Genomic DNA, 25,546 nt, shown 5'->3' on the forward strand with positions numbered 1-25,546 from the left:
TTGCAAAGCCAAGACCCCGCTCCGGCGGGGTCTTTTTTTTAGGCGACGCTTCGCCGGACAGCTCGTGTCGGCCCGCCCCATACGCCTGCGAATGCGGTATAAAGCCGGCAACGGCCGCAACGCCGCTCCGTCCATCGATCCCTGGGAGGGGAACCCATGCGCAAGACCCTGCTGACCGCCTTCGTCGCCGTGCCGATGCTGGCGCTTTCCTTCGCCGCCAGCGCCGCCGACGCGACCGGCCGCTGGAAGACCATCGACGACGAAACCGGCAAGGCCAAGTCGATCGTCGAGATCTACAGGACCACCAACGGCACCCTCGCCGGCAAGGTCGTGCAGCTGCTGAACCCGGACAAACCCAATCCCGTCTGCGACAAGTGCAGCGGCGCCAACAAGGACAAGCCGATCGAGGGCATGGTGATCCTGTGGAACCTGAAGCAGGACGACGCCCGCCATTGGAGCGGCGGCACCGTGCTGGACCCGAAGAAGGGCAAGACCTACAAGTCGAAGATCGAACTGAGCGCCGACGGCAAGGAGCTGGACATGTCCGGCTGCATCGCCTTCATCTGCCGCGCGCAGACCTGGGTTCGCGAATAAGCCATCGCGCCTTTCGCGACCAGGAAGGCCCGGCCCATGCCGGGCCTTCCATTTGCCCGTGCGATAATGCGGTTTTCCCGCGATTCCCCACCCCATGCCCCGCTCCGCCCTCGTCACCAACGCCCTGCCCTACGCCAACGGCCCGCTGCACCTGGGCCATCTCGTGGGCTACATCCAGGCCGACATCTGGGTGCGTGCGCGGCGCCTGCGCGGCGAAAAGACCTGGTACGTCTGCGCCGACGACACCCACGGCACGCCGATCATGCTGGCCGCGGAAAAGGCCGGGGTCACGCCGGAAACCTTCATCGCCAATATCCAGGAAAGCCACGAGCGCGACTTCGCCGCGTTCGGCGTGGCCTTCGACCACTACGACTCGACCAATTCACAGACCAACCGCGAACTGACCGAACGGTTCTATTCGAAGCTCGAGGCCAACGGCCACATCGGCCGCCGCAACGTCGCGCAGTTCTACGACCCGGTCCGCAACATGTTCCTGCCGGACCGCTACATCAAGGGCATCTGCCCGAACTGCGGAAGTCCCGACCAGTACGGCGACAACTGCGAGGTCTGCGGCGCTACCTACGCCCCGACCGAGCTGAAAGAACCCAAGTCCGTGCTGTCCGGCGCAACGCCGGAGATCCGCGATTCGGAACACTACTTCTTCGAGGTCGGCCGCTTCGAAAGCTTCCTGCGCGAATGGCTGGCCGGTGACGTCGCCGTGCCCGGCGTGAAGGCCAAGCTGATGGAATGGCTGGACAGCGAAGGCGGCCTGCGCGCGTGGGACATTTCGCGCGACGCGCCGTACTTCGGCTTCGAGATCCCCGGGCATCCGGGCAAGTTCTTCTACGTCTGGCTGGACGCGCCGATCGGTTACCTGAGCAGCTTCGCGAACCTGTGCAAGGAAAGCGGCGAGGACTTCGATGCCTACCTCAAGCCGGGCTCAGAAGCCGAACTGCACCACTTCATCGGCAAGGACATCGTCAACTTCCACGGCCTGTTCTGGCCGGCGGTGCTGCACGGCAGCGGCCACCGCGCGCCGACGAAGCTGCACGTCAACGGCTACCTGACCGTCGACGGCGCGAAGATGTCGAAATCGCGCGGCACCTTCATCATGGCCCGCACCTATCTCGACGTCGGCCTGGAACCGGAAGCGCTGCGCTACTACTTCGCGGCGAAGTCCTCCGGCGGCGTCGACGACCTCGACCTGAACCTCGGCGACTTCGTCGCCCGGGTCAACGCCGACCTGGTCGGCAAGTTCGTCAACCTCGCTTCGCGCTGCGCCGGCTTCATCGACAAGCGCTTCGCGGGCCGGCTCGCCGACGAGCTGCCGGACCCCGCGCAGTACCGGCGCTTCGTCGCCGCGCTGGACGGCGTCCGCGCCGCATACGAGGCGAACGACCCGGCATCCGCGATCCGGCAGACGATGGCGCTGGCCGACGAGGCCAACAAGTACATCGACGACAACAAGCCGTGGGTCATCGCCAAGCAGGACGGAAGCGATGCACAGCTGCAGTCGGTCTGCACCCAGGGCATCAACCTGTTCCGCGTGCTCGCCGCCGCGTTGAAGCCGATCCTGCCGCGCACCTGCGCCGAGGCCGAGGCTTTCCTGTCCGCGCCGCTGGCCAGCTGGGAGAAACTCGACGATCCGCTGGACCACGGCCACGTCATCCAGCCGTATTCGCCGCTGTTCACCCGCATCGACCCGAAGCTGATCGACGCGATGGTCGAGCAATCGAAGGACACCCTCGCCGCGGGGAAGGAACGGGCCGCGCCGCAGAACACCGGGAAAAAGAACGAAGGAAAAGCCGCCGTGGCCACACCGAGCGAAACCGGGCCCGAATTCATCGCCATCGACGACTTCGCCAAGCTCGACCTGCGCATCGGCAGGGTGCTGGTTTGCGAGTTCGTCGAGGGCAGCGACAAGCTGCTGCGCTTCGAACTGGACGCCGGCGAGCTCGGCAGGCGGCAGATCTTCTCCGGCATCCGCGCCAGCTACGGCGAGCCGGACAAGCTGGTCGGCCGCAACGTGGTGTTCATCGCCAACCTCGCCCCGCGCAAGATGCGCTTCGGCACCAGCGAAGGCATGATCCTGTCGGCCGGCTTCGACGGCGGCGCGCTGGCCTTGCTCGACGCCGACGCCGGCGCACAGCCCGGCATGCCGGTGCGCTGAGGCCGATGCAGCTCGCGCTGTTCGACTTCGACCACACCGTCACCACCGGCGACAGCTACGCGCGATTTCTGCGCCGGGTCGCCACGCCAAGGCAACTGGCACAGGCGAACTGGAAGATCGGACCGTGGCTGCTCGGCTACCGCGCCGGCCTCGTTTCGGCCGAAGGGCTGCGCGCCCGGGTCACGCGGATGACCTTCGCCGGTCGCGATGCCGGCGAAGTCGCCGCGCACGGCGAACCGTTCGCGCGCGACGCGCTGCCCGGCATGCTGCGCCCGGAGGTGATGCGGCGGATCGGATGGCACCGCTCGCAAGGCCACGAAGTCGCGCTGGTTTCCGCCTCGCTGGACTTGTACCTGCAACCATGGTGCGAACTGCATGGACTGGCGCTGATCTGCAACCGGCTCGAGACCGCCGATGGCCGGCTGACCGGCCGCTACCTCGGCGGCGACATCGGTCGGCACAAGGCGCGCGAGATCCGCGCGCGCTACGATCTGCCCCGCTACGAACGCATCCACGCCTACGGCGACAGCCGCGAGGACAAGCCGATGCTGGCCCTGGCGCACGAGCGCTGGTACGCCGGCAAGCGCATCGCATGAACGACGACATCGCCACGTTGACCGAGCGGCTCGACCGCATCCTGCCGCAGACCCAGTGCGGCCAGTGCGGTTATCCCGGCTGCCGGCCGTACGCCGAGGCGATGGCGCGCGGCGAGGCCGGCATCGACCATTGCCCGCCCGGCGGCGACGCCGGCGCGCGCGCGCTGGCGAAGGTGCTCGGCGTCGACGCGAAACCCTTCGACCGCGCGCGCGGCGAACACAAGCCGGCGCAGGTCGCCTTCGTCGTCGAGGCCGACTGCATCGGCTGCACCAAATGCATCCAGGCCTGCCCGGTCGACGCCATCGTCGGCGGCGCCAAGCTGATGCATGTCGTCATCGAACCGTTGTGCACCGGCTGCGAACTGTGCGTACCCGCCTGCCCGGTCGACTGCATCGTGATGGAAGCCATCGCCTAGTCGGCGATCGGCACCCCGCCCTCGCGCAAAAGTTCGCGCAGGCCATCGACCATGTTGCCGTAGCGCTTCCAGCGCTGCAGCGAGGTCCGGTAGATCGGCGACCGCACCTGCACCGCACTCGCCGTCGACACCGGCGCCTCGTTCCTTTCGAAGTTCAGGCAGTCGTCATTCCATTCCAGGCCGCAGTGGGCGATCAAGCCGCGGGTAACCGTTTCCTGGTCCTGGACCAGGTCCTCGTAACTGATTTCGAGGATACGCCCAGGCATGACGTCCTGGAGCTTCTTCATGAACCTGTCAAAGCCGAGGTAGTACCGTCCGGTATCCAGTAAGTCGTACGAATAGTTGTAGTAGCCGGAAGTCAGCGCGAACAGTTGCCGGTAGTTGGCTACGCAGGTATCCATAGGGTCGCGGCGCAGGCAAACGATCTTCGCGTCGGGTAGGGCCTTCGCGATGAAGCCGGCGTAAAGGAAGTTCTGCGGAAGCTTGTCGGTGAAGCGCGGTTTCCCGCCGGCGACCCTTTCGGTGCTTTCGATGTAGGCCCGGCCCAGTTTTTCCCAGTCCATCAACGCTACCGAATCAAGGGTGGCACGATCGAGCATGTTCCCAGAACGAACGCCCGAGACGCGCTTGAATTCGACCGGGAAATTCTGCAACTCGCCCGCCGAATGCACGTCCGGGTGCGACGAAACAATGCGCTCGATCAGCGTAGTTCCGCTCCTCGGCATGCCAATGATGAAGATCGGCCGCGTTGTGTGGAAACCAGGCGCTTCTCTGGTGAGCGCGGGTGTCAGTTCCACCAGCGCGTCGAACATCTCGTCGTCGGGCAGGACCGAACGGTTCAGCATCGGTTTCCATGCGTCCTTCGCCGTCTTCAAGTGGCGGAATGCGTCTTCGTAGCGCCCGAGATCGTCGTATTCCTTCTCTAGCGCCAGGTTCAGGTAAAGCGTGGCTTCAGGATTCCCGCGCGCCCGCTCCACCAGTTCGCGCAGGCGATCGACGTGGTTCGATTCAGGCTTCTGCTTCTGCAACTGGGATAGCGTAAGGTGCGCACGCCAGAACATCGGATTCAACTGTATGCAGCGCTCGCACTCCGCGGCAGCTTCTCCGATTTCGCCATTAGCCATCAGCGACGTGGCTAGGTTGAAGTGCAGATTGGCCTGCTCCGGCACGAGTTCCACCGCCCGGCGGAACGCCGACACCGCACGCACATGCTCGTTGCAGCGTGTATAAATGACGCCCAACGTGTTAAGCGTCATCGGATCCTTGGCGTCCAGTTGCATGGCGCGGTCGGCCTGTTCCACGGATTGCTTCTGCTGGTGGCATTCGAGCAGAACCCGTGACCATTGCGCGGCATAGTCGGCACGATCCGGGTTCAGCTCATTGGCCATCAACAAGTGGCGGAAGGCCGCCTTCAGGTCCTTCTGCTCCAGCGCGGAGACACCGATAATGAAATGCACGCCTGCGTGCTGCGGCTGTTGCGTCAGCAGCGATTCGGCGGCCGTACGTGCCTGCGCCCATTGCCGCCGGTTCAGTGCGTCGACGGCCTGCGCGTAGCGCTGGCGGATCTGCTCCAAGCTGTTACTCCTGCCGTTCATTTGGCTTCACATGCCGAACAGATGCGTTCGACCTTGTAGCCCTTCGCGCGCAGCTTCTCGACCACGCCGTCGGGGCCGAGCAGGTGCAACGCGCCGACAACCACCAGCACGTCGCCCGGGTCCGATCCGTCCAGCCGCCCCGCCAGCTCCAGCGTCCAGCGGTCGTTGCGCTCGACGTTGATCCGCCGGTACAGGCGCGGGTAGTCCCGCTTCATCTCCGCGGCCATCTCGTCCAGCAGGGTGTCCGCGTCGCCCGAGCGCCAGGCCGCATGCAGTTTCGCGGTTTCCTGCGAACCCTTCGCCGCTTCCTCCAGCGCTTCGGCGACGAACTGCTTCTGTTCCTCGGTGGCCATGCCGTCGAGCATGGCGACCTGTTCCTTGCCGGTTTCCAGGCCCAGCGCCGGCTTCCCCGCCTGCGCGGCGGCGGCCATGAAATGCGCGTCCAGTCCCAGCGTCGGGTCCAGTCCCTGCTTGGTCAGTTCGAGGATGCTGATGGTCAGGCCGGCGAACCACGGCTCGAGACTGGCGAAGTTCGCCAGCGGCAGCGAATTCTTTTGCGCATAGTCCTGTAATGCGCTCCACGTGGCCGGGTCGAGGTCGTCCTGCAACTGCTTGCCGTCGCCGCGCATGCCCGCCTGCAGCATCAGCGCCGGCAACGCGGGCGAATTCATTTCCTCCGGCGACAGTTCGAACAACAGCGATTCGGCGTCGGCGAAGGCGGCGTCGACGTCCTCCGACAGCGGGTAGTCGTCCGGCCGCAACAGGTGGAACGAACCGAGCAGGTACAGCGCGTTGTCGGCATCGGACACCTTCCACAGCAACGGCACCGGCGATTGCCGCACGGGGGAGGCGGTTTCCGTCGCCGTCGCCAACGACAGCGGCAACGAGGCGGCGAACAGCAGGGCGAGTACGCGCAATCCGGGAGCGTGGATCTTCATTCGGGCAGTTTCGCCTCGGCTGGAGGAACGTAGGCTTTCTCGCCGGCCTCGATGGCGAGGTCGACCAGGCGGTTTTCCGGCGGCGCCAGCGGACAGGTGGCGAACGACGTGAACGCGCACGGCGGGTTCTCGGCGCGATTGAAGTCGAGCACGACCTTGCCGTCGGCGCCGGGCCGCGGTGCGTACAGGTAGCGGCCCGCCGGATAGCTGCCGTGGCCGCTGGTACGGTCCACGAAGATGAAGAACAGCTTGTCCGGGCCCTCTTCGAGCGCCTCGAGGCGGTACGGCTTGCCGTCGCGCTCGAACTCGACCGCGCCCGGGTTCGGGGTGTCCGTGGTATTGCCGATGATGTCGACGATCGGCAGGGTCTTGCCCGGCGGATTCGCGACGAACCGGCCTTCGATGCGCCAGCCGAGGTCGGAGGGCCAGTAATCGATCCCCTTGAAGTGCGCGCGACTGGGCGCATCAGCGTGCTTGACCCGCAACGCGAGGCGGTCGCCGCGCTTGATCAGGGTCAGCACGCCCCGGCCATCGTCGAAACCGATCGCGGTCGGTGCGGGATCGTGGTCGTTCTTCAGCTCGATCCGGCCGGTCAACGGCACGCCGTCCGCGGTCAGGGCGACGCCGCTCTCCGGGGTGAAGAACACGCGGCCGTCCTTCTGTTGTTCGACCAGGCCCATCCGCGCCGGTCCCATCGCCAGGCGGATGCCACTGTCCGGGCTGCTGCCGACGTAATGCGCCCTGAGCCCCAGCCAGTGCAGGCCGATCAGGCTGGTCCAGCCGTCCGGCTTGAGCAGTTCGGTCACGCGTTCCTCGCGCCAGGCGGCGTTGTCGCCGCGCAGGTCGATGCTTTCGGCGGACTCGATCGCGCCATCGCCGGAATCGCCGCGTCCGCAAGCGGCCAATGCGACCAATACGAACAGCCCCGGTACCCAGGCATGTTTCCCCATCGTCAACGTCCTCGCAGGAACCAGCGGTCGATTTCGGCCAGCGAAAAGCGCGCCCAGGTCGGCCGGCCGTGGTTGCACTGGCCCGAGCGTTCGGTGATTTCCATCTCGCGCAGCAGCGCGTTCATTTCCGGGATCGTCAACCGGCGGTTGGCGCGCACCGCACCATGGCAGGCCATGGTCGACAGCAGCTCGTCGCGCGCGGCGGCGACGCGCAGGCTCTCGCCGTGCTCGCGCAGGTCGGCCAGCACGTCGCGCAGCAGCGCGCCGGGCTCGGCGTGGGCCAGCAGCGCCGGTACGCTGCGCACGCTCAGCGATTGCGGGCCGCTGCGGGTCACTTCGAAACCGAGGGCGGCCAGCGTTGCGGCCTCGCGCTCGGCCACGTCGGCGTCGCGCTCGGCGACCGACAGGTTCAGCGGCACCAGCAGCGGTTGCGAGCGGATGCCGATGCCGTCGTGCGCGGCCTTCAGCTTCTCGTAGCCGATGCGCTCGTGCGCGGCGTGCATGTCGACGACCACCAGGCCGTCGGCGTTTTCGGCGAGGATGTAGATGCCGTGCAGTTGCGCGATGGCATAGCCCAGCGGGGGAATGCCGGCATCGCCGGTTTCCGGCAGCGGCGCCGATGCGGACGCGACCGGCGACGACTCGCTGTCCGGCGGCGCATACAGCGCCGCGTAAGCCGCCGGCGCTTCGGCGACGCCGAGGCCGAGCGGGCTCTGCCGCGTCGGCATCCATTGCTGCAGCGGCGCGATGGCCGCGCCGTTGGCCACGGCCTGCGGCCCCGTCGCTGCCGCTGCCGGAGCCGCCGTTCCCGCGCGGGTCTGCGCCAGCGCTTCCTGCAGCGTGCGGTAGACGAAATCGTGCACCAGCCGCGAATCGCGGAAGCGCACCTCGTGCTTGGCCGGATGCACGTTGACGTCGACCCGCGACGGGTCGATCTCGAGGAACAGCACGTAGGCCGGCTGGCGGCCGTGGTACAGCACGTCCTGGTAGGCAAGCTTCACCGCATGGGCGATGTTGCGGTCGCGCACGCTGCGGCCGTTGACGTACAGGTACTGCTGGTCGGCGCTGGCGCGCGAATAGCTGGGCTGCGCGATCCAGCCGTGCAACCTCAGCCCCGCGCCGGCATGGTCGATGCGCAGGCTCTGCGCAGCGAAGTCCTCGCCGAGGGTTTCACCGAGCCGCGCCGACGATTCGCGCGCCGCATCGCCATTCGCGCCGGACTTGTACCGGCGCGACGGCTTGCCGTTGTGGGTCACGCGCAGTTCGACGTCGGGCCGCGCCAGCGCCAGCGAGCGCAGCCATTCCTCGATGTGGCCGAGTTCGGTGCGCTCGGCGCGCAGGAACTTGCGCCGCGCCGGCACGTTGTAGAACAGCTCGCGTACCTCGACCGTGGTGCCGGGCGGCTGTTGCTTCGGCGCGACCTCGCCGAACTTCCCGCCTTCGACGCTCAGCGCCGCCCCATGCGCATCGCCGGGCCGGCGCGAGGCGATCCGGAAGCGCGACACCGAGGCGATCGACGGCAGCGCCTCGCCGCGGAAGCCGGGCGTGGCCACCGCCTCGAGGTCGTCGAGCGAGGCGATCTTGCTGGTCGCATGCCGCGACACCGCCAGCGGCAGTTCGTCGGCGGGAATGCCGCCGCCGTCGTCGCGGATGCGGATCAGGCGGATGCCGCCTTCCTCCAGGTCGATGTCGATGCGCTTCGCCCCGGCGTCGAGGGCGTTCTCGACCAGTTCCTTGACCACGGAGGCCGGACGCTCGACGACTTCGCCGGCGGCGATCTGGTTGATGAGCAGGTCGGGAAGCGGACGGATCGGCACGGATGGGCGGCGGCTGTCGCGCCGCATCGGAAGTCGGCCATCATGATAGCCGAGGCCTGCGCGGCCACGCGGGAATCCGTCGCGGAACCGCCGGGATGCTACGACTCAGGGCGAGCCGCCGGCCCCGCGCGCCGCCACCTCGGCGGAACCGGCGTCCACGGCCTGCGCACGCGCGGCGAACAGCGTGCCCGGCGGCGGTTCGCGGGTGAAATAGGTGCGCACGCCGTCGAGTACCGCCCCGGCGATCTTGCGCTGGTACGCGGGGCTGGTGAGCTGGCGCTCTTCCTCGTAATTCGAAATGAAGGCGGTTTCGACCAGCATCGCCGGCATGTCCGAAGTGCGCAACACGGCGAAGTTGGCGCGCTCCAGCCGCGACTTGTGGGTGTTGCCGATGCGGCTGAGTCCGTCGAGTACGTGGCTCGCGGCGTTCTCGGAGGCCTTCATGTGGCCGCTCTGGGCCAGGTCGATCAGCACCGACGACAGCGTGCTGTCGACCTTCTGCAGGGGCACGCCGCCGACCAGGTCGGAGGCGTTTTCCTTGTCGGCCAGCCAGCGCGCGCGCTGCGACGAAGCGCCCTTCAGCGACAGCACGTAGACCGACGAACCGCTGGCGCTGCGATTTTCCGCGGCGTCGGCGTGGATCGACACGAACAGGTCGGCCTTGGCCGTGCGCGCCTTCTGCGCCCGCTGCGGCAGCGGGATGAAATAGTCGCCATCGCGGACCAGGTAGGCCTTCATACCCGGCGTGGCATTGACCTGGCGCGCCAGTTCGCGGGCGATGGCCAGGGTCACGTTCTTCTCGTACTTGCCGGTCGGGCCGATCGCGCCGGAATCCTGCCCGCCATGGCCGGCGTCGATGGCGACGACCAGCGGGCGCATGCCGGCCCGCATCGGGATACCGACGCCGACCCACGGCCCGGCGGATGCCTCGGGCACCGATTCCGCGGCCTGCGCCTCCCGGTCGGGGGCCTTGCCTGCGGCGATGTAATCGCCCAGCGGCACCGACGCCGGCGCCGCCGGGGCCTGCGGCCGCGCGACGCCGACCGGAGCCGTGGAGCCGCCGTTGAGGATTTCCTGCGGCGACAGGCCGGCAACGGTCGCGGGTACCGCCGCATCGGCAGGCGTGCCCGTTGCCGGCGCTTGCGCCTGCTGGGTCACGATCGAGGTCAGCGCGGCGGTGGCCTGCGCGGCCCGCTGTTTTTCCGACTCGGACGGAGCCGTAGCCAGGCCCGCCGCGGGCGTCGGCGCATCGGCCGCAGGTTTCGTCGCCACGGCCGGCATCGCCGGACCGTCGCCCGGCCACTCGATCACCAGCAGCGAAACGCCATCGGCCGCCGACTCCATGCGCGGCTTCAGCGCCGCTACCGGTTCGGCCAGGTCGAAGACCACGCGCAGCGTGCCCGCCTCGGGCTGGCCGGTGCGCACCGACTTCACCACGCCGCTGCCGCCGGGCAGTTTCAGCCCGCCCTTGGCGCTGGATGCCGGCAGGTCGACGACCAGCCGTTCGGGACCGTGCAGCGAGAGGGTCTTGTACTCGCCCTTGCCCTGCAGGCGGATCTCGGCGCGGGTACCGGTCGCACCCTGCTCGACGGCGATGCCGCTGACCTGGCCGGCGGCAGCCGGGAAAACCGGGGCAAGCAACAGGGAAAGCACGGCCACCGGGAGCAAAACGCCTCCCCAATAGCGTCCGAAGCTGGCCCGGTGCCTGCGCATGGGGCGGATTCAAGCACCAAAGTGTGAATTGCGCAAGCACTTTTCCCTTAATAATCCGCAACCTGCCGCGACTTCCTAGTCCAGACCGGCAGGGAGGGTCCGCAAGCGTCGGTTTATAAGGGGCTGCCCAGAGCGGGCCCGGAAGCCGGAATCAGCCCTGCAAACCGCCCCAGGACCAGCGCGGGATGGCCAGCCCGCAGGGCACGTCGGCGGCGGATCCGGGGTAGCGCGCCATCGTCGTCGTGGTCGCCCATGCGAAGTAATCGTGCAGCACCTGCCGCAAGGGCCCGGACGCGATCCCGACGTCGTCCAGCGCCCGGTCGAAGCAGGCGATCGCGCGCCGGTCCATTTCCTCGTGCACGCCGTTGCCGCTGTGCATGCGCACGACCGAGGTTTCGTCGCCGTGGTTTTCCGAATAGACGGCGGGACCGCCGAGCGCTTCGATCCAGTACGCGGCAAGGCGTTCGGTGTGTTGCGGATGGAAGCCGTGGCTGAAGGCGTGGCCGACGATCTCGTCGTCCACGACTCGCCGGTGCCACGCTTCGGCGAGCCGATGCAGGCCTTCGGCGCCGCCAGCGGCTTCGTACACGCTTTGCAATTCGTGGCGCCGCCGTTCGAGTCGCGAAAGCCAGTCGCGGCCGGCGGCGGAGACGCCGTCGAGTTCCGCCCCCCGGCCTTGCCCCTGCACCGCCAGCACGACCCGCAGGTCGGGCGCGGGCAGGCCGTGGCCGCCCTTTTCCGGCCATTCGACCAGCCACAGCGTGGCGATGCCTTCGTCGAGGCCGAGGAAATCCAGTTCGCCGGCATCGGCGAGGCGATACAGGTCGAGGTGCCAGGCTTCGCCACCTTCGATCGGATAGCGCTCGACCAGCGTGTAGGTCGGGCTCCTGATCGCGCCCCGCACGCCGAGCGCGCGCAGCAGCGCGCGCGCCAGCGTCGACTTGCCGGCGCCGAGGTCGCCCTGCAGGTAGACCACCGCGGGAACGGGGCGCGTCCCGGCGAGCGCGCGGCCGAGGCGTTCGGTGGCTTCGGCGTCGGCAAGCTGCAACTTCATCGGTCGATGCCCGCCGGATTCGCCAGTCGCCGCAGATGCGGCAACAGATCGGAAGGCAGCAGACCGCGCTCGCCCTGTTCCGCCGCCGCATCGCCGGCCAGCGAATGCAGCAATGCGCCCGCACTCGCCGCATCGAACGCGGACAGGCCCTGCCCGCGCAGCGAAGCGACGACGCCGGTCAGCAGGTCGCCCATGCCGCCGACCGCCATGCCCGGATTGCCCGCGCCGATCACGCGCGGCATCGCGTCCGGCGCCGCGACGATCGTGCCCGCGCCTTTCAGCACCACCGTCGCGCCGTAACGCTGCGCGATGGCCCGTGCGGCGGCATAGCGGTCGCGTTGCACTTCAGCGGTGGAAATGCCGAGCAAGCGCGCCGCCTCGCCCGGATGCGGGGTCAGGATGGCGTCGTGCAACTGGTGCGGCCACGTCGCGAGGAGGTTCAGCGCATCGGCGTCGACCACCAGCGGCTTGCCGGACTGCAGCGCCAGGTGCAGCACCGCGCGTGCCCAGTCGCCCTGCCCCAGCCCGGGACCGCCGGCGATGGCATCCGGGCTGGCCAGCAGCGGCCACAGGTCCTCGTCCGACTCGACCGCTGCCGCCATCGCTTCCGGCCGCCGCGCGAGCCCCACCGGCACATGCCGCTCGCGCGTCGCCACCGTCAGCAAGCCGCAACCCGTGCGCAGCGCCGCCACGGCGCACAGCGCGATCGCGCCGCCGTGGCCATGGTCGCCGCCGATGCACAGCACGCGCCCGGATTCGCCCTTGTGCGTGTTGCGCCGGCGCGGCGGCAGCCATTGCGCGAGCGATTCGCCCGCCAGCAGCATCGCGCAGGGCGACGCGGCATCGAAGGTTGCCGCCGGAACGTCGAGGCCATCGAGCTGCACTTCGCCGGCGCACTCCAGCGCATCGCCGGTACGCAGGCCGACGTGCGGCGAGATGAACTGCAATGTGCAATCCGCGACCACGGCGCTGCCCGGTGCGGAACCGCGGTCGGCATCCAGGCCGCTGGGCACGTCCAGCGAGAACACCGGCGCCGGTTGCGCGTTGATCGCGTCGATCAGCGCCGCCGCATCCGCGTCCGGCGCGCGCGACAGGCCGATGCCGAACAACGCATCGACGACGAGATCGCCCTCAAGCCCCGCTTCCGGGAACAGGTCGATGCGCCCGCCGGCGGCGACGTAATCGGTGCAGGCGCGTTGCGCCAGCTCGCTGCGCGGAACATGCGCGGGAAGGTGGACCACCCGGACCTGACGCCGCGACTGCCGGGCCAGCCGCGCCAGCACGTAGCCGTCGCCGCCATTGTTGCCCGGCCCACAGACGACCGCGATCCGCATCGCCTCCGGCCAATGCTGAAGGACGTACTGCCAGCCCGCCTGCCCGGCCCGCTGCATCAACTCGTAACCGTCGCCGCCCAGCAATCCGGTCGCGCGCGCGTCGAGCGCGCGGGCCGCGGCCGTGTCGTAGAGCGGTGTCATGCCAGTCATCGTGGCGATTCTATACTTCGCCCATGCCTTCACCCGCTTCCTGCCCGCCCGATCCGTCCGCGCTCGCTGCCCGCGTGCGCGAGCTGGCGCGCGAGCTGGGCTTCCAGCGCGTCGGCATCAGCGGCGTCGAACTGGGCGACGACGAAGCGCACCTGCGCGACTGGCTGGCGCGGGGCCTGCAGGGCACGATGGGCTGGATGGCCGCGCACGGCGACAAGCGTTCGCGCCCGGCCGAACTGATCCCCGGCACGCTGCGGGTGGTCTCGGTCGGCTTCGACTACGGCCGCCGCGACGACGACGAGGCCTGGGCCACGCTGGCCGATGGCGAACGCGCCTACGTCGCCCGCTATGCGCTGGGCCGCGACTACCACAAGCTGATGCGCAACCGCCTGCAGAAACTGGCCGAGCGCATTGCCGCCGAAATCGGCCCGTTCGGGCATCGCGTGTTCGTCGACTCGGCGCCGGTGCTGGAGCGCGCGCTGGCGCGCAACGCCGGGCTGGGCTGGATCGGCAAGCACACCTGCCTGATCGACCGCGACGGCGGCTCGTGGTTCTTCCTCGGCGAAATCTACGTCGACCTGCCGCTGCCGATCGACGAACCTGCGACCGCGCATTGCGGTACCTGCATGCGCTGCATCGAGATCTGCCCGACCCAGGCGATCGTCGCCCCGTACCGCCTCGACGCGCGCCGCTGCATTTCGTATCTCACCATCGAACACGAGGGCGCGATTCCCGAGGAACTGCGCCCGGCGATCGGCAACCGCATCTTCGGTTGCGACGATTGCCAGCTCGTGTGTCCCTGGAACAAGTTCGCGAAGCGGACCGATGAGCCGGATTTCCGCGCCCGCAACGACCTGGACACGGCGACGCTGCCGCAACTGTTCGCGTGGACGGAAGACGAGTTCCTCGCCCGCACCGAAGGCTCGGCGATTCGCCGCAGCGGGCACGAACGCTGGCTGCGCAACATCGCGGTGGCGCTGGGCAACGCGCCGGAGACGCCCGCGGTGATGGCCGCGCTGGCATCGCGACGCGACGACCCTTCGCCGCTGGTGCGCGAACACGTGGCGTGGGCGCTGCGCCGGCATACCGGTGAGAACGAAGGATCGGCTACTTCCGGCCCATGATTTTTTCGAGCGCCTTGCCGCGGGCGCGCTCGTCGACCAGCTTGTCCATCTGCCGGATCCGGCGCATGGTCGGATCCTCGACATCCTCGACGCGGACGCCGCAGACGATGCCGCGAATCCTTCCGGACTCGGGGTTGTAGCGCGCGGCTCCGTCGAAGAACTCCCGCACGGTCGCGTTTTGCAGGCGCTCGGCCAGTTCGGCTTCCGAGTAGCCCGTCAGCCAGCGCTCCAGCACCGCGACGTCCCCGCGCGGCAGGCCCTTGCGCGCCAGCTTCTCCTCGTACGCGCGGTGGATGCCCGCGTAAGCCATTCCGAAGATCCGGTGTTCCATCTTCGCCCCTCCACCGTCGGCGTTTTCCGGGATGTCAGCCGCGCGACTTCAGCTCCGCCAGCAACGCCTTCGTGACCGGGTCGGGCGCGTCGCCCTCGCCCTGCAACGCCGGCAGCAGGCCGTTCGCCAGCTGCTTGCCCAGTTCGACGCCGAACTGGTCGAAGGCATTGATGCCCCACAACACCGACTGCGCGTAGACGCTGTGCTCGTACATCGCGATCAGCGTGCCCAGCGACTGCGGGGTCAGCGCATCCAGCAGGATCATCGTGCTGGGGCGGCCGCCAGCATAGCTGCGGTGCGGGTCGTCGCTGCGCTGGCCGTTGGCCAGCGCCTCGCTCTGCGCCAGCAGGTTCGACAGCAGGGCGAGGTGGTTCTCCGCGTACGGATCGTCGTTGCGCACGGTGCCGACGAAATCCAGCGGCACGATCTGCGTACCCTGGTGCAAAGCCTGGAAGAAGCTGTGCTGCACGTCGGTGCCCGCCCCGCCCCACCACACCGGCACAGTGTCGCCGTCGACCGGCGAGCCGTCCAGCTTCACCGACTTGCCGAGGCTTTCCATCACCAGTTGCTGCAGGTAGGCCGGCAGCAGGGCCAGGCGCTGGTCGTAGGTCATCACCCCGTGCGCGGCGTGGCCGAGCAGGTTGCGGTTCCACACCGCGGTCAGCGCATGGCGCACGGCGAGGTTCTTGGCCAGCGGCGCATTCAGCGCATGCGCGTCGAACTCGGCGGCGCCGGCGAGCAGGTCTTCGAAACGGTCGAAGCCGATCGCCAGCGCGATCGGGAAGCCGACCGCCGACCACAGCGAATAGCGCCCGCCGACCCAGTCCCACATGGGCAGCACGCGTTCGGCGGCGATGTCGAACGCGGCCGCGGCGCGCTGCGGATTGGCGCTGACCGCGTACAGGCGTTCGCTGCCGCCGAGCCAGTCGCGCAGGATCGCGCCGTTGAGCAGGGTTTCCTGCGTGCCGAAGGTCTTCGAGATCAGGATGCCGGCGGTCGTGGCCGGGGCAAGCGCGGCAAGCGTGCGCTGCATGGCCGCGCCATCGACGTTGGACACGAAATGCACCCGCAGGCGTGCGCCGGCGACGGGACGCAGCGCATCGGCGACCAAGCGCGGGCCCAGGTCGGAACCGCCGATGCCGACGCTGACGATGTCGGTGATGCCGGAGGATTCCAGTTCCGCGACCAGCCTGCCCATGCGCTGGCGCACTTCGCTGGCCGTCGCGAACGCCTCGCGCGCGGCCGCGGCCTGCGACAGGTTGCCGCGCAGGGCGGTGTGCAGCGCGGCGCGGCCCTCGGTGACGTTGACGGTTTCGCCGTCGAACAGGCGGCGGAACGCGGCGGCGAGCTGCTTCTCCTCGCCCAGCGCGTCCAGCGCGTCCAGCGCGCCGCGGTCGTAGCCCTGCCGCGCGAAGTTCGCGTACAGCGGGCCGACCCGCAGCGAGAAATCGGAAGCGCGCGCCGGATCGGCGGCGATCAGGTCGCGGGTCTTCGCGCCCCACAGGCGCGCGGCGTGCGGCTCCAGCTTCTCGAACGCGGTCATGCGGCCTGCTTCGGGATCGAATCGTTGGTGTGGGTGATGCGGTTCTGGCCGTCGACGTAGACCAGTTTCGGCTTGAACGCCGTCGCCTCCTGTTCCGTCATCGTGGCGAACGCGGCGATGATGACCAGGTCGCCGACCTGCACGTGGCGCGCGGCGCCGCCGTTGAGCGAGATCACGCCGCTGCCCGCGTCCGCGCGCAGCGCGTAGGTGGTGAAGCGCGCGCCGTTGCTGACGTCCCAGACGTGCACCTGCTCGAACTCGCGGATGCCGCAGGCCTGCAGCAGCAGTTCGTCGATGGCGATCGAGCCCTCGTAGTTCAGCTCGGAATGGGTGACGGTGGCGCGGTGGATCTTGGTCTTGAGCAGGCTGATTTGCATGACGGCAGGGCCGGTCCGGGGGGAACGGGATTCTAGCAAAGCGCCGTTAAGGGCCCCTCTCCCAACGGGAGAAGGGTCCAAGGCCTCAGAACTCGAGGTTGTCGATCAGCCGCGTGCGGCCGAGCCTGGCCGCGATCAGCGCGACCTTCGCGCCCTTCTCGCCGTCGGCCGGCTCGCTCAGGTCCGGGCGGCGGATCGTGGCGTAGTCGACGGCGAATCCCGCCTTCGCCAGGCGCCCGCTCGCCGCGGCCTCGATTTCCGCGCGCGGCCTGCCGGCCGACCAGCCATCGCGCAGGTCGAGCAGGGTCCGGTGGATTTCCGCCGCGCGCGGGCGCTCCTCGGCGCCGAGGTACTGGTTGCGCGAACTCATCGCCAGGCCGTCGGCCTCGCGGACGATGCTGCCGCCGATGATCTCGATGGGGAACGCCAGGTCGGTGACCAGCTGCCGGACCACGGCGAGTTGCTGGTAATCCTTCTTGCCGAACGCGGCCACGTCCGGCTGCACCTGGTTGAACAGGCGCGACACCACGGTGCACACGCCGTCGAAATGGCCCGGGCGGAACTCGCCCTCGAGCACGCTGCTGACCCCGGGCACGTGGACGTTCGAGGCGAGTTCGACCCCGAACGGATACATCGATTCGACCGTCGGCAACCACAGCACGTCGCAACCGGCACCCTCCAGGCCGGTCTTGTCGGTCTCGACCGTGCGCGGGTAGCGGGTGAAGTCCTCGTTCGGGCCGAACTGGGTCGGGTTGACGAACACGCTGGACACCACCCGGTCGGCGTACTGCCGCGCCAGCATCACCAGCGAGTAGTGGCCGGCGTGCAGGTTGCCCATGGTCGGCACGAAACCGACGCGATGGCCCTCGCGCTTCCACTGGCGCACGCGCTCGCGCAGCACGGACAGGTCGGTGATGGTTTCGAGCATCGCGGTTCCTTCTGAAACGAACGAGGCCCGGCGAATGCCGGGCCATCCGGGAATACGGGTTCAGGCGTAGGAGTGCGCCTGGTCCGGGAACGAACCGTCGCGTACCGCCTGCGCGTAGGCGCGCACCGCGCCGGCGACCGAACCGCCTTCGGCGAGGAAGTCCTTGACGAACTTCGGCTTGCGGTGGCCGGTGTCGAGGCCGAGGAGATCGTGCAGCACCAGCACCTGGCCGTCGCAGCCGGGACCGGCACCGATGCCGATGGTCGGGATCGACAGGTCGGCGGTGATCGCTGCGGCCAGCGAGGTCGGCACGCATTCGAGCACCAGCAGCTGCGCGCCCGCTTCCTCGACCGCTCTGGCGTCGGCGCGCAGCTTCGCCGCGGCCTTCTCCTCGCGGCCCTGCACCTTGTAGCCGCCGAATTTCAGCACCGACTGCGGGGTCAGGCCGAGGTGCGCGCAGACCGGGATGTCGCGTTCGGCCAGGTAGCGGATCACCTCGAGCTTGTTCGCGCTGGCGCCTTCCAGCTTGACCATCTCGGCGCCGGCCTGCAGCAGTTGCACCGAGGCGTCGAGCGCGCGCTCCGGGGTTGCGTCCGACTGGAACGGCAAGTCGGAGACCAGCAGCGCGTGGCGCAGGCCGCGGCCGACGATGCGGGTGTGGTAGACCATCGCCTCCACCGATACCGGCAGGGTCGAATCGTGGCCCTGCACGACCATGCCCAGGGAATCGCCGACCAGCACCAGGTCGACGCCGTTGGCATCGAGGATGCGGGCGAAGCTGTTGTCGTAGCAGGTCAGCATGACCAGCTTGCGGCCGTCGTGCTTGGCTTCGGCCAGCGCAGGGACGGTCCAGGGCTTGGATTCGGCTTGGGTGCTCATGGCCGCCTATTATCCACTCATAGCGGCAAGATATTGGCGGTTTCCGACGGCGCCAGCGCGGACAAAGCGTTCCGCGCGAGGCCGTGGCCGGGCAGTTCGAGGTCCGGCGCGATCTCCAGCAGCGGCACCAGCACGAAGCCGCGCCGGTGCAGCTGCGGATGCGGCACGCGCAGGCCGGGCTCGTCGATCTCCGCCGCGCCATGCAGCAGCAGATCGAGGTCGAGCGTGCGCGGACCCCAGCGCTGCTCGCGATGGCGGTCGCGGCCGTGGCGACGCTCGGTTTCGAGCAGGGCGCCGAGCAGTTCGCGCGCGGCCAGCCGCGTTTCCAGCGCCGCGACGGCGTTGACGAAGTCCGGCTGCGCCTCGACGCCCCAGGCGGGCGTGCGGTACAGGCGCGAAGCCCGCAGCAGCCGCGTTCGCGGCAGGTCGGCGAGTTCGTCGAGGGCGGCGCGCAAGGTCGCCGCGGCGTCGCCGACGTTCGCGCCAAGGCCGATGAAGGCGGTGACCGCGCCGCTCATTCGCCCGCGGGCGATCCGGCGCTGCCGCTGCGACGGCGACGGCGGCGGCGGCGCTTCGACGGCGGCGCGCCCTCCTCGGCCGTGTAGCTGTCCGGCGGCTGCGCCACGCCGAGGGCCGCGGCCAGTTCCTCGCCCGACTGGTGTTGCGCCTCGCGCCAGAAGTCGACGTCGACGGCGTGCGAATCGGATGCGGCCAGGCGCAGCACGAGGAAGTCGTAGGCGGCGCGGAAGCGCGGATGCGCGAGCAGGCGCATCACCCGGCGCCGCTGCCGCGTCGAGAAGCGCGACTGCAGCAGCCAGATCTCCTGCATCGGCAGCGAGAAGCGCCGCGGCAGCGCCACGCTCTGCAACTGGTGCACGGTGACCCGGTCGGCGGCGCGCCGCGCCGCGTCCTCGGCGTCGAGGCCCTGCGCCTGCAGGCCGATCAGCGCGCGGCAATACGCCGGCCACAGCAGCAGCGCGAACAGGAACGCCGGCGACGCCGGTTCGTCCAGGCGCACCCGCGCGTCGGTGCCGCGCAACCCCTCCACCAGCATGCGCCGCAACGCGCCGCTGCGGTTGGAGGCGAGCGCGGCCGCGGTTTCCGGCAACAGCACCGGCAGCAGGCCGAACTTCTCCAACCCCTCGAAACTCGCCACCGCGTGGCCGGACAGGAACAGCTTGAGGATTTCCTCGAACAGCCGCGCCGGCGCGGCCTGGGCCAGCAGCGGCGCGAGCCGCGCGATCGGCTCGGCGGTGCCTTCGTCGATGCTGAAGCCGAGCTTGGCGGCGAGCCGCACCGCGCGCAGCATCCGCACCGGGTCCTCGCGGTAGCGCTGCTCGGGATCGCCGATCAGCTTCAGCCGGCGCGCCAGCACGTCCTCGTAGCCGCCGACGTAGTCGCGCACCGAGAAATCCTCGATCGCGTAGTACAGCGCGTTGGCGGTGAAGTCGCGGCGCACCGCGTCCTCCTCGATGCTGCCGTAGACGTTGTCGCGGACCAGGCGGCCGTTGTCCATCTCGCGGTCGCCGCTGCCGTCGTCGCTGTTGGCGCGGAAGGTCGCGACCTCGATGATCTCGCCACCGAACACCACGTGCGCCAGGCGGAAGCGGCGGCCGATCAGCCGGCAGTTGCGGAACAGCTGCTTGACCTGCTCGGGCGTGGCGTCGGTGGCCACGTCGAAGTCCTTCGGATGCTGGCCGACCAGCAGGTCGCGCACCGCGCCGCCGACCAGGTAGGCGGCGAAGCCGGCGTCGCGCAGGCGGTAGAGCACGCGCAGCGCGTTCGGGCTGATGTCCTTGCGCGAGATCGGATGCTGCTCGCGCGGGATGACCTGGAGGGTGGCTTGCGGCGTGATGGCGGTGATTCCGGTGCTGCGGGGGAATGCCGGCATGTTCGGGATCGTTGCCCCGCCCGGCGCGAAACCCATATAATAGAACACTGTGCCGCGTCGGCGAGACCCCAGCGCTCCCTTCGTCTAGTGGTTAGGACGTGGCCCTCTCAAGGCTAAAACAGGGGTTCGAGTCCCCTAGGGAGCGCCAATTTTCCCGCTGCATCCGGAGCCGCCCAACCGCGGCTTCCGATGCGGCCGTCGAAACGATTCCCGCACGGCGCGATCGCCCTTCCCACCGCACGCGGGGGAAGGGAACGGAATGAGGGGAATCCGCGCGACGCAAGCACCGGCCTCGGGCCGGTTTTTTTGTGCCGCGGCGCCGTTGTTCTAGAATTTTCCACATCCCCGGACCGGACTACCCCCATGCCCTTCGTCGTCACCGAGAACTGCATCAAGTGCAAGTACACCGACTGCGTCGAGGTGTGCCCGGTCGACTGTTTCCACGAAGGCCCGAACTTCCTGGTGATCGACCCGGACGAATGCATCGACTGCACGCTGTGCGAGCCGGAATGCCCGATCAACGCGATCTACCCGGAGGACGACGTGCCGGCCGGGCAGGAAGGCTACGCCGCGTTGAACGCGGAATTGTCCAAGGCCTGGCCGGTGATCACCACGCGCAAGGACCCGCTGCCCGACGCGAAGGAATGGGACGGCAAGCCGGACAAGTTGCCGCTGCTGGAGCGCTGAAAAATCGGTTCCTGGTTGTTGGTTCCCGGCTGTTGGAAAAAGGCCAATCCCCGAACGACCGAGAACCAACAACCAAGAACCACGAACCAAAAAAGGGCGCCAATGGCGCCCTTTTCTGCACCTGCCGGGCAAGCCGATCAGCCGCCCAGCTTTTCCTTCAGCTGCGCGACCAGCTTCACCGGCGCCTCGCCGCTGGCCGGCAGGCCGCGCGGATCGACCGCGGAGATGTACGAACCCGCGTCCTTCGCGACCACGCGCACCAGGAAGTTCACGCCCTCGTAGCTGACGTCGTAGACGCCGAGCAGCTGCGCCTTGCTGGAAACGGTCACGCCGGGGATCGTGGCCAGCACGTCGCCGAGCTTGGCGAAGGTCTCGTCGCGGCTGCCGGCGACGTTGAACCAGGTGCTGGCCGGCGCGCTCGGCGACGCGGCCGGGGCCGCGGCGGCCGGGATCTGCATCGCCCCGGCGGTGCTGGGCAGGGTCAGGCCCGGCGGCACTTCCAGCGGACGCATTTCCGGGGCCAGCGCGTAGTCGCCCTTGGCGCCCTTCTTGAACCACGAGCACCCGGACGCGCCGGCCACGGCGACGGCCAGCAGGACGAGGGCGAACGGACGCGAAGCTTGGGAAAAACGCATGGACGACTCCTTGTGGAATTCAGGCGGCGAGCGCGGCGGCGCCCGCTTGTTCTTCGAGCGCCTTCGCCAGCACGGCGAGGCGGTCGGCGGTGGCGTGGTGGGCCGCGGACAGCGGCAGCAGCGGCAGGCGCAGGCCGCTGCCGAAACCCAGCCGCTGCAGCAGCGCCTTGACCGGGATCGGATTCGGTTCGACGCCATGGAAAGCGTGGAAGTCGGCCAGTTGCGCGTCCCAGGCCTCGGCCGCGGCGCGATCGCCGCCGCGGGCCAGGTCGCACAGCCGCCGGAACGAAGCCGGCAGCGCGTTCGAGCCGACCGAGATCAGCCCGTCGGCGCCGTCGAGCATCGAGCGCGCGGCGCTCGGGTCGTCGCCGCTGAGGACGGCGAAGTCCTTCGACTTCAGCGGCAGCAGCGCGGCCATGCGTTCGGCGTCGGCCCTGGCTTCCTTGATGCCGACGATGTTCGGGTGCGGTGCCAGCTCGGCCACGGTCTCCGGCAGCAGGTCGGTGCCGGTGCGGCCGGGCACGTTGTACAGCACCACCGGCAGCCCGCCCTGCTCGGCCACCGCGCGGTAATGCGCGAGCAGGCCGGCCTGGGTCGGCCGCACGTACGGCGGCGTCACCACCAGCGCGTACTCGGCGCCGGCGGCGGCGGCGCGGCGGGTCGCGGCGATGGTCTTGGCGGTGTTCATCATCCCGGTGCCGGCGAGCACCGGGATGATCCGCTTCGAAACCGGCCCGCCGATGACTTCGGCGGCGATGCGGATCAGCGTTTCGTATTCGTCGTCGGTCAGCGCCGCGGCCTCGCCGGTGGAACCGGCCACCACCACGCCCTGCACGCCGCCGTCGAGCTGCTGTTTCAGCAGCCGGCGCCACGCATCCAGGTCCAGTTCGCCCGTCGGCAGGAACGGGGTGGCGAGTGCGGTGATGCAGCCGTGCAGGGACAAGTGCTTACCTTCGATCGGGAATGCTTGGGGAAGCGGGCGCGTGGGAAGCGGGCGCGGAACGCCACGTCGTGCCGCGATGTTACTTGCGGCCGGAAAGCACCGGCAAGTATGCTGGCACCGTTCCGGGCACCCGGCCCGGCCGCCATTCAGACTCGCAGAACCGTTTTCTTGCAGAAGCGCCCGGAATCCGCCTTGTCCGACACCTCGCCCCGGCCTTCGCCGAACGAAAACCACCTCCTGATCAACGCCTACACGACGCATCCGGAGTCGCCGCTGCTGGCGGTGACGCGGCGCATCGCCGATTCCGGCTGCAACCTGGTCGACGCGCGCCTGTCCACCGTGGGCCGCGACGTCTCGGTGACCGCGCTGGCGGTCGGCTCGTGGGACGCGGTGGCCAAGCTGGAGGCGATGCTGGGCCGGCTGGAGCGCGAGGAAGGCATCAAGCTGGTCTGGTACCGCACCTCGGCCAAGGTGGTGCAGTCGAACCTGCTGCCGTACATCGTCGAGGTGGTGGCCGCCGACAAGCCGGGCATCCTGTTCCAGCTGGCCGACTTCTTCGACCGCCAGGGCATCACCATCGAAAACCTGCAGAGCACCCGCTACCGGGCGATGCAGACCGGCGCGGAGATGTTCTCGGCGCAGGTGACCATCGGCGTGCCGGCGAACATGCACATCGCCGCGCTGCGCGACGATTTCCTCGAATTCTGCGACCATCTGAACCTGGACGCGATCATGGACCCGATGAAGTTCTGAGGACTTGATGACGGCAACCGGCAAAGCGCTGCTGAAGTCCACCCTCAAGCTGCCGCTGGCGCTGTCCGGCGGCGACACGACCACCCTCGCCGACTACGCCGGCCAGTGGCTGGTCCTGTACTTCTACCCGAAGGACTCGACCCCCGGCTGCACCACCGAGGGCCTGGACTTCAACGCGTTGCTGCCGAAATTCCGGAAACTGCATGCGGCCGTTCTCGGCGTCTCCCGCGATTCGGTCAAGTCGCACGACAACTTCTGCGCCAGGCAGGGCTTCAGGTTCCCGCTGGTCAGCGACGCCGACGAAAAGCTGTGCAATGCCTTCGGGGTGATCGGCGAGAAGAACATGTATGGCAGGAAGGTGCTGGGGGTCATCCGGAGCACCTTCCTGATTTCGCCCGATGGCCGTATCGTGCGGGAGTGGCGCGGCGTGAAGGTGCCCGGCCATGCCGAAGCCGTACTCGAAGCACTGAAGGCCGCACAAACCGAGTGAAACCCATCCCTTCTCCCTCCGGCCACTGCCCCGCCAAGCGGGTCGCGGTGGTCTGCGGCGTTGGTTTCCCTGCATCCGCCCATCCCGGGCGCAGGCGCGAGGCGCCGGCGCCGCAGAGCCCGCATCCGTGGACGGCTGTCTTGTGGCTCCGCGCCCGCGGCGCCCGGCCCGGGACGAACGGATTCCTTTTCCACCCCACCCACCTTCGCGAGGCGTCATAGATGACCCGAGGCAAGCGCATCTACGTGCTGGACACCAACGTGCTCATGCACGACCCGACCGCGCTGTTCAAGTTCGAGGAACACGACGTCTACCTGCCGATGCAGGTCATCGAGGAACTGGACCACGCGAAGAAAGGCACGTCGGAAGTCAGCCGCAACGCGCGCCAGGTCAGCCGCTTCCTCGACGAGCTGATCGAAGGCGCCGGGCCGGAGCACATCGAGTCCGGCATCGTCCTGACCCATCCGCAGGGCCTGCAGCTCAAGCGCCAGGGCGGGATCGGCAAGCTGTTCTTCCAGACCACGCCGGTCGAGCCGGGCCGCAGCTTCGGCAGCGTGGTGCCGGACAACAAGATCCTGGCCGCGGTGCTGGCGCTGCGCGAGGAGCATCCGGATTCGCCGGTGATCCTGGTGTCGAAGGACATCAACCTGCGGATCAAGGCCTCGATCAGCAAACTGACCGCCGAGGACTACGAGAACGACCGCGCGCTCGACGACTTCAGCCTGCTGTTCACCGGCGCGACCGAACTGCCGGAGGATTTCTGGCACCGCCACGAAAGCGACCTGAAGTCGTGGACCGACAAGGGCGGGCGCACCAGCTACGAAGTCGCGGTCGGCAAGGACGAGGAGTGGCACCCGAACCAGTACCTGTACCTGCCGGGCGAGGACGAGGTGGAATTGCGCGTGGTCCGGGTCACGCCGGACGGCAAGGCGACGCTGGCCCTGGTCGACGATTTCCGCAGCGGCCAGCACGCGGTCTGGGGCATCACCGCGCGCAATCGCGAGCAGAACTTCGCGCTGAACGCGCTGATGGACCCGGAAATCGACTTCGTCAGCCTGCTCGGCACCGCCGGCACCGGCAAGACCCTGCTGGCGCTGGCCGCGGGACTGGCGCAGACGATGGACCAGCAGCGCTACCGCGAGATCATCATGACCCGCGCCACGGTCAGCGTCGGCGAGGACATCGGCTTCCTGCCCGGCACCGAGGAGGAAAAGATGACGCCGTGGATGGGCGCGCTGACCGACAACCTGGAGGTGCTGACCCACAACCAGGAAGGCGGCGCATGGGGCCGTGCGGCGACCAACGACCTGCTGGCGAGCCGCATCAAGATCCGTTCGATGAACTTCATGCGCGGCCGCACCTTCCTGTCGCGCTACCTGATCCTCGACGAGGCGCAGAACCTGACGCCGAAGCAGATGAAGACGCTGATCACCCGCGCCGGCCCCGGCACGAAGATCGTGTGCCTGGGCAACGTGGAACAGATCGACACGCCGTACCTGACCGAAACGACTTCGGGCCTGACCTACGCGGTGGACCGCTTCAAGAACTGGTCGCACAGCGCGCACGTGACGCTGCGTCGCGGCGAGCGGTCGCGGCTGGCGGATTACGCGTCGGAAGTGCTCTGACCGCCATCGTCGG

General features: G+C 68.8%; 25 protein-coding genes and 1 tRNA gene. 10 read left to right on the plus strand and 16 right to left on the minus strand.

Annotated elements, in window-relative coordinates:
• Positions 1-156 precede the first annotated feature (156 nt).
• From CSC71_RS02335 to rnfB, 4 genes are all read left to right on the plus strand, one after another.
• Positions 157-594, plus strand: coding sequence for a DUF2147 domain-containing protein (locus CSC71_RS02335; RefSeq protein ID WP_162372734.1), 438 nt, complete (start codon positions 157-159; stop codon positions 592-594).
• Positions 595-688: 94 nt separating this feature from the next.
• Positions 689-2,764, plus strand: a complete 2,076-nt coding sequence (metG, locus tag CSC71_RS02340) for a methionine--tRNA ligase (RefSeq protein ID WP_162372735.1) — start codon at positions 689-691, stop codon at positions 2,762-2,764.
• Between the two features lie 5 nt (positions 2,765-2,769).
• The gene (locus CSC71_RS02345) at positions 2,770-3,360 is read left to right on the plus strand and encodes an HAD family hydrolase (RefSeq protein ID WP_162372736.1); all 591 of its coding nucleotides are present in this window, start codon (positions 2,770-2,772) and stop codon (positions 3,358-3,360) included.
• Positions 3,357-3,776 (plus strand): Rnf electron transport complex subunit RnfB, encoded by a 420-nt coding sequence (gene rnfB, locus CSC71_RS02350; protein ID WP_162372737.1) that lies wholly within the window; start codon positions 3,357-3,359, stop codon positions 3,774-3,776. Before CSC71_RS02345 ends, rnfB begins: the two co-directional genes overlap by 4 nt.
• On the opposite strand, the gene CSC71_RS02355 is transcribed toward rnfB, so the two are convergent.
• The 7 genes from CSC71_RS02355 to CSC71_RS02385 all read right to left on the minus strand — a co-directional run bounded on the left by CSC71_RS02355 (position 3,773) and on the right by CSC71_RS02385 (position 13,327).
• A complete protein-coding gene (locus tag CSC71_RS02355) occupies positions 3,773-5,350 on the minus strand; it encodes a tetratricopeptide repeat-containing sulfotransferase family protein (RefSeq protein ID WP_246191929.1) in 1,578 nt (525 codons plus the stop codon). The two genes, rnfB and CSC71_RS02355, sit on opposite strands and share 4 nt — an antisense overlap.
• Positions 5,351-5,367: 17 nt before the next feature.
• Positions 5,368-6,309: a TraB/GumN family protein gene (locus tag CSC71_RS02360; protein ID WP_162372739.1), complete on the minus strand. Its 942-nt coding sequence runs from the start codon at positions 6,307-6,309 to the stop codon at positions 5,368-5,370.
• Entirely contained in the window at positions 6,306-7,259 is a 954-nt protein-coding gene (locus CSC71_RS02365) for a DUF1684 domain-containing protein (protein WP_162372740.1), read from the minus strand. The genes CSC71_RS02360 and CSC71_RS02365 overlap by 4 nt, the downstream gene beginning before the upstream one ends.
• 2 nt (positions 7,260-7,261) lie before the next feature.
• Positions 7,262-9,076: a DNA mismatch repair endonuclease MutL gene (mutL, locus tag CSC71_RS02370; protein WP_211367823.1), complete on the minus strand. Its 1,815-nt coding sequence runs from the start codon at positions 9,074-9,076 to the stop codon at positions 7,262-7,264.
• A 105-nt stretch (positions 9,077-9,181) separates the two neighbouring features.
• Positions 9,182-10,735, minus strand: coding sequence for an N-acetylmuramoyl-L-alanine amidase (locus CSC71_RS02375; RefSeq protein WP_246191930.1), 1,554 nt, complete (start codon positions 10,733-10,735; stop codon positions 9,182-9,184).
• A gap of 205 nt (positions 10,736-10,940) precedes the next feature.
• Positions 10,941-11,843: a tRNA (adenosine(37)-N6)-threonylcarbamoyltransferase complex ATPase subunit type 1 TsaE gene (gene tsaE, locus CSC71_RS15650; RefSeq protein WP_162372743.1), complete on the minus strand. Its 903-nt coding sequence runs from the start codon at positions 11,841-11,843 to the stop codon at positions 10,941-10,943.
• Positions 11,840-13,327 carry an NAD(P)H-hydrate dehydratase gene (locus CSC71_RS02385; protein WP_162372744.1) on the minus strand — a complete coding sequence of 496 codons (1,488 nt, stop codon included), beginning with the start codon at positions 13,325-13,327 and terminating at the stop codon, positions 11,840-11,842. Before CSC71_RS02385 ends, tsaE begins: the two co-directional genes overlap by 4 nt.
• A gap of 23 nt (positions 13,328-13,350) precedes the next feature.
• On the opposite strand from CSC71_RS02385, the gene queG reads away from it, so the two are divergent.
• Positions 13,351-14,451: a tRNA epoxyqueuosine(34) reductase QueG gene (gene queG / locus CSC71_RS02390; RefSeq protein WP_162372745.1), complete on the plus strand. Its 1,101-nt coding sequence runs from the start codon at positions 13,351-13,353 to the stop codon at positions 14,449-14,451.
• Here queG and CSC71_RS02395 read toward each other — a convergent pair.
• The 7 genes from CSC71_RS02395 to pcnB all read right to left on the minus strand — a co-directional run bounded on the left by CSC71_RS02395 (position 14,435) and on the right by pcnB (position 20,400).
• A complete protein-coding gene (locus CSC71_RS02395) occupies positions 14,435-14,782 on the minus strand; it encodes a DUF2200 family protein (RefSeq protein ID WP_162372746.1) in 348 nt (115 codons plus the stop codon). The two genes, queG and CSC71_RS02395, sit on opposite strands and share 17 nt — an antisense overlap.
• Positions 14,783-14,816: 34 nt before the next feature.
• Positions 14,817-16,325 carry a glucose-6-phosphate isomerase gene (gene pgi / locus CSC71_RS02400; RefSeq protein WP_162372747.1) on the minus strand — a complete coding sequence of 503 codons (1,509 nt, stop codon included), beginning with the start codon at positions 16,323-16,325 and terminating at the stop codon, positions 14,817-14,819.
• Positions 16,322-16,702: an aspartate 1-decarboxylase gene (gene panD, locus CSC71_RS02405; protein WP_162372748.1), complete on the minus strand. Its 381-nt coding sequence runs from the start codon at positions 16,700-16,702 to the stop codon at positions 16,322-16,324. The genes pgi and panD overlap by 4 nt, the downstream gene beginning before the upstream one ends.
• 85 nt (positions 16,703-16,787) lie before the next feature.
• Positions 16,788-17,630 (minus strand): pantoate--beta-alanine ligase, encoded by an 843-nt coding sequence (gene panC / locus CSC71_RS02410; RefSeq protein WP_162372749.1) that lies wholly within the window; start codon positions 17,628-17,630, stop codon positions 16,788-16,790.
• Positions 17,631-17,690: 60 nt separating this feature from the next.
• Positions 17,691-18,509 carry a 3-methyl-2-oxobutanoate hydroxymethyltransferase gene (panB, locus tag CSC71_RS02415; protein WP_162372750.1) on the minus strand — a complete coding sequence of 273 codons (819 nt, stop codon included), beginning with the start codon at positions 18,507-18,509 and terminating at the stop codon, positions 17,691-17,693.
• Positions 18,510-18,526: 17 nt separating this feature from the next.
• Complete coding sequence (gene folK / locus CSC71_RS02420; protein WP_162372751.1) at positions 18,527-19,027, minus strand: 2-amino-4-hydroxy-6-hydroxymethyldihydropteridine diphosphokinase; 501 nt, start codon at positions 19,025-19,027, stop codon at positions 18,527-18,529.
• Positions 19,024-20,400 (minus strand): polynucleotide adenylyltransferase PcnB, encoded by a 1,377-nt coding sequence (pcnB, locus tag CSC71_RS02425; RefSeq protein WP_162372752.1) that lies wholly within the window; start codon positions 20,398-20,400, stop codon positions 19,024-19,026. The genes folK and pcnB overlap by 4 nt, the downstream gene beginning before the upstream one ends.
• Positions 20,401-20,473: 73 nt before the next feature.
• Between pcnB and CSC71_RS02430 the strand changes: the two genes are divergently transcribed.
• Both CSC71_RS02430 and fdxA read left to right on the plus strand, forming a co-directional pair.
• Positions 20,474-20,548, plus strand: a tRNA-Glu gene (locus CSC71_RS02430).
• A 215-nt stretch (positions 20,549-20,763) separates the two neighbouring features.
• Positions 20,764-21,087, plus strand: a complete 324-nt coding sequence (gene fdxA / locus CSC71_RS02435) for a ferredoxin FdxA (RefSeq protein ID WP_162372753.1) — start codon at positions 20,764-20,766, stop codon at positions 21,085-21,087.
• Between the two features lie 137 nt (positions 21,088-21,224).
• Here the strand turns inward: fdxA and CSC71_RS02440 are convergent, their stop codons facing one another.
• Positions 21,225-21,722, minus strand: coding sequence for a hypothetical protein (locus CSC71_RS02440; protein ID WP_162372754.1), 498 nt, complete (start codon positions 21,720-21,722; stop codon positions 21,225-21,227).
• Between the two features lie 19 nt (positions 21,723-21,741).
• A complete protein-coding gene (gene dapA / locus CSC71_RS02445) occupies positions 21,742-22,665 on the minus strand; it encodes a 4-hydroxy-tetrahydrodipicolinate synthase (RefSeq protein ID WP_162372755.1) in 924 nt (307 codons plus the stop codon).
• Between the two features lie 108 nt (positions 22,666-22,773).
• Between dapA and CSC71_RS02450 the strand changes: the two genes are divergently transcribed.
• The 3 genes from CSC71_RS02450 to CSC71_RS02460 all read left to right on the plus strand — a co-directional run bounded on the left by CSC71_RS02450 (position 22,774) and on the right by CSC71_RS02460 (position 25,533).
• A complete protein-coding gene (locus tag CSC71_RS02450; RefSeq protein ID WP_211367824.1) occupies positions 22,774-23,418 on the plus strand; it encodes a glycine cleavage system transcriptional repressor in 645 nt (214 codons plus the stop codon).
• A 7-nt stretch (positions 23,419-23,425) separates the two neighbouring features.
• Positions 23,426-23,908, plus strand: a complete 483-nt coding sequence (locus CSC71_RS02455; protein ID WP_162372757.1) for a peroxiredoxin — start codon at positions 23,426-23,428, stop codon at positions 23,906-23,908.
• 221 nt (positions 23,909-24,129) lie between these two features.
• Entirely contained in the window at positions 24,130-25,533 is a 1,404-nt protein-coding gene (locus CSC71_RS02460; protein WP_162372758.1) for a PhoH family protein, read from the plus strand.
• Positions 25,534-25,546 lie beyond the last annotated feature (13 nt).

Origin of the sequence: Pseudoxanthomonas sangjuensis (assembly GCF_010211755.1) — a bacterium.
GTDB lineage: Bacteria > Pseudomonadota > Gammaproteobacteria > Xanthomonadales > Xanthomonadaceae > Pseudoxanthomonas_A > Pseudoxanthomonas_A sangjuensis.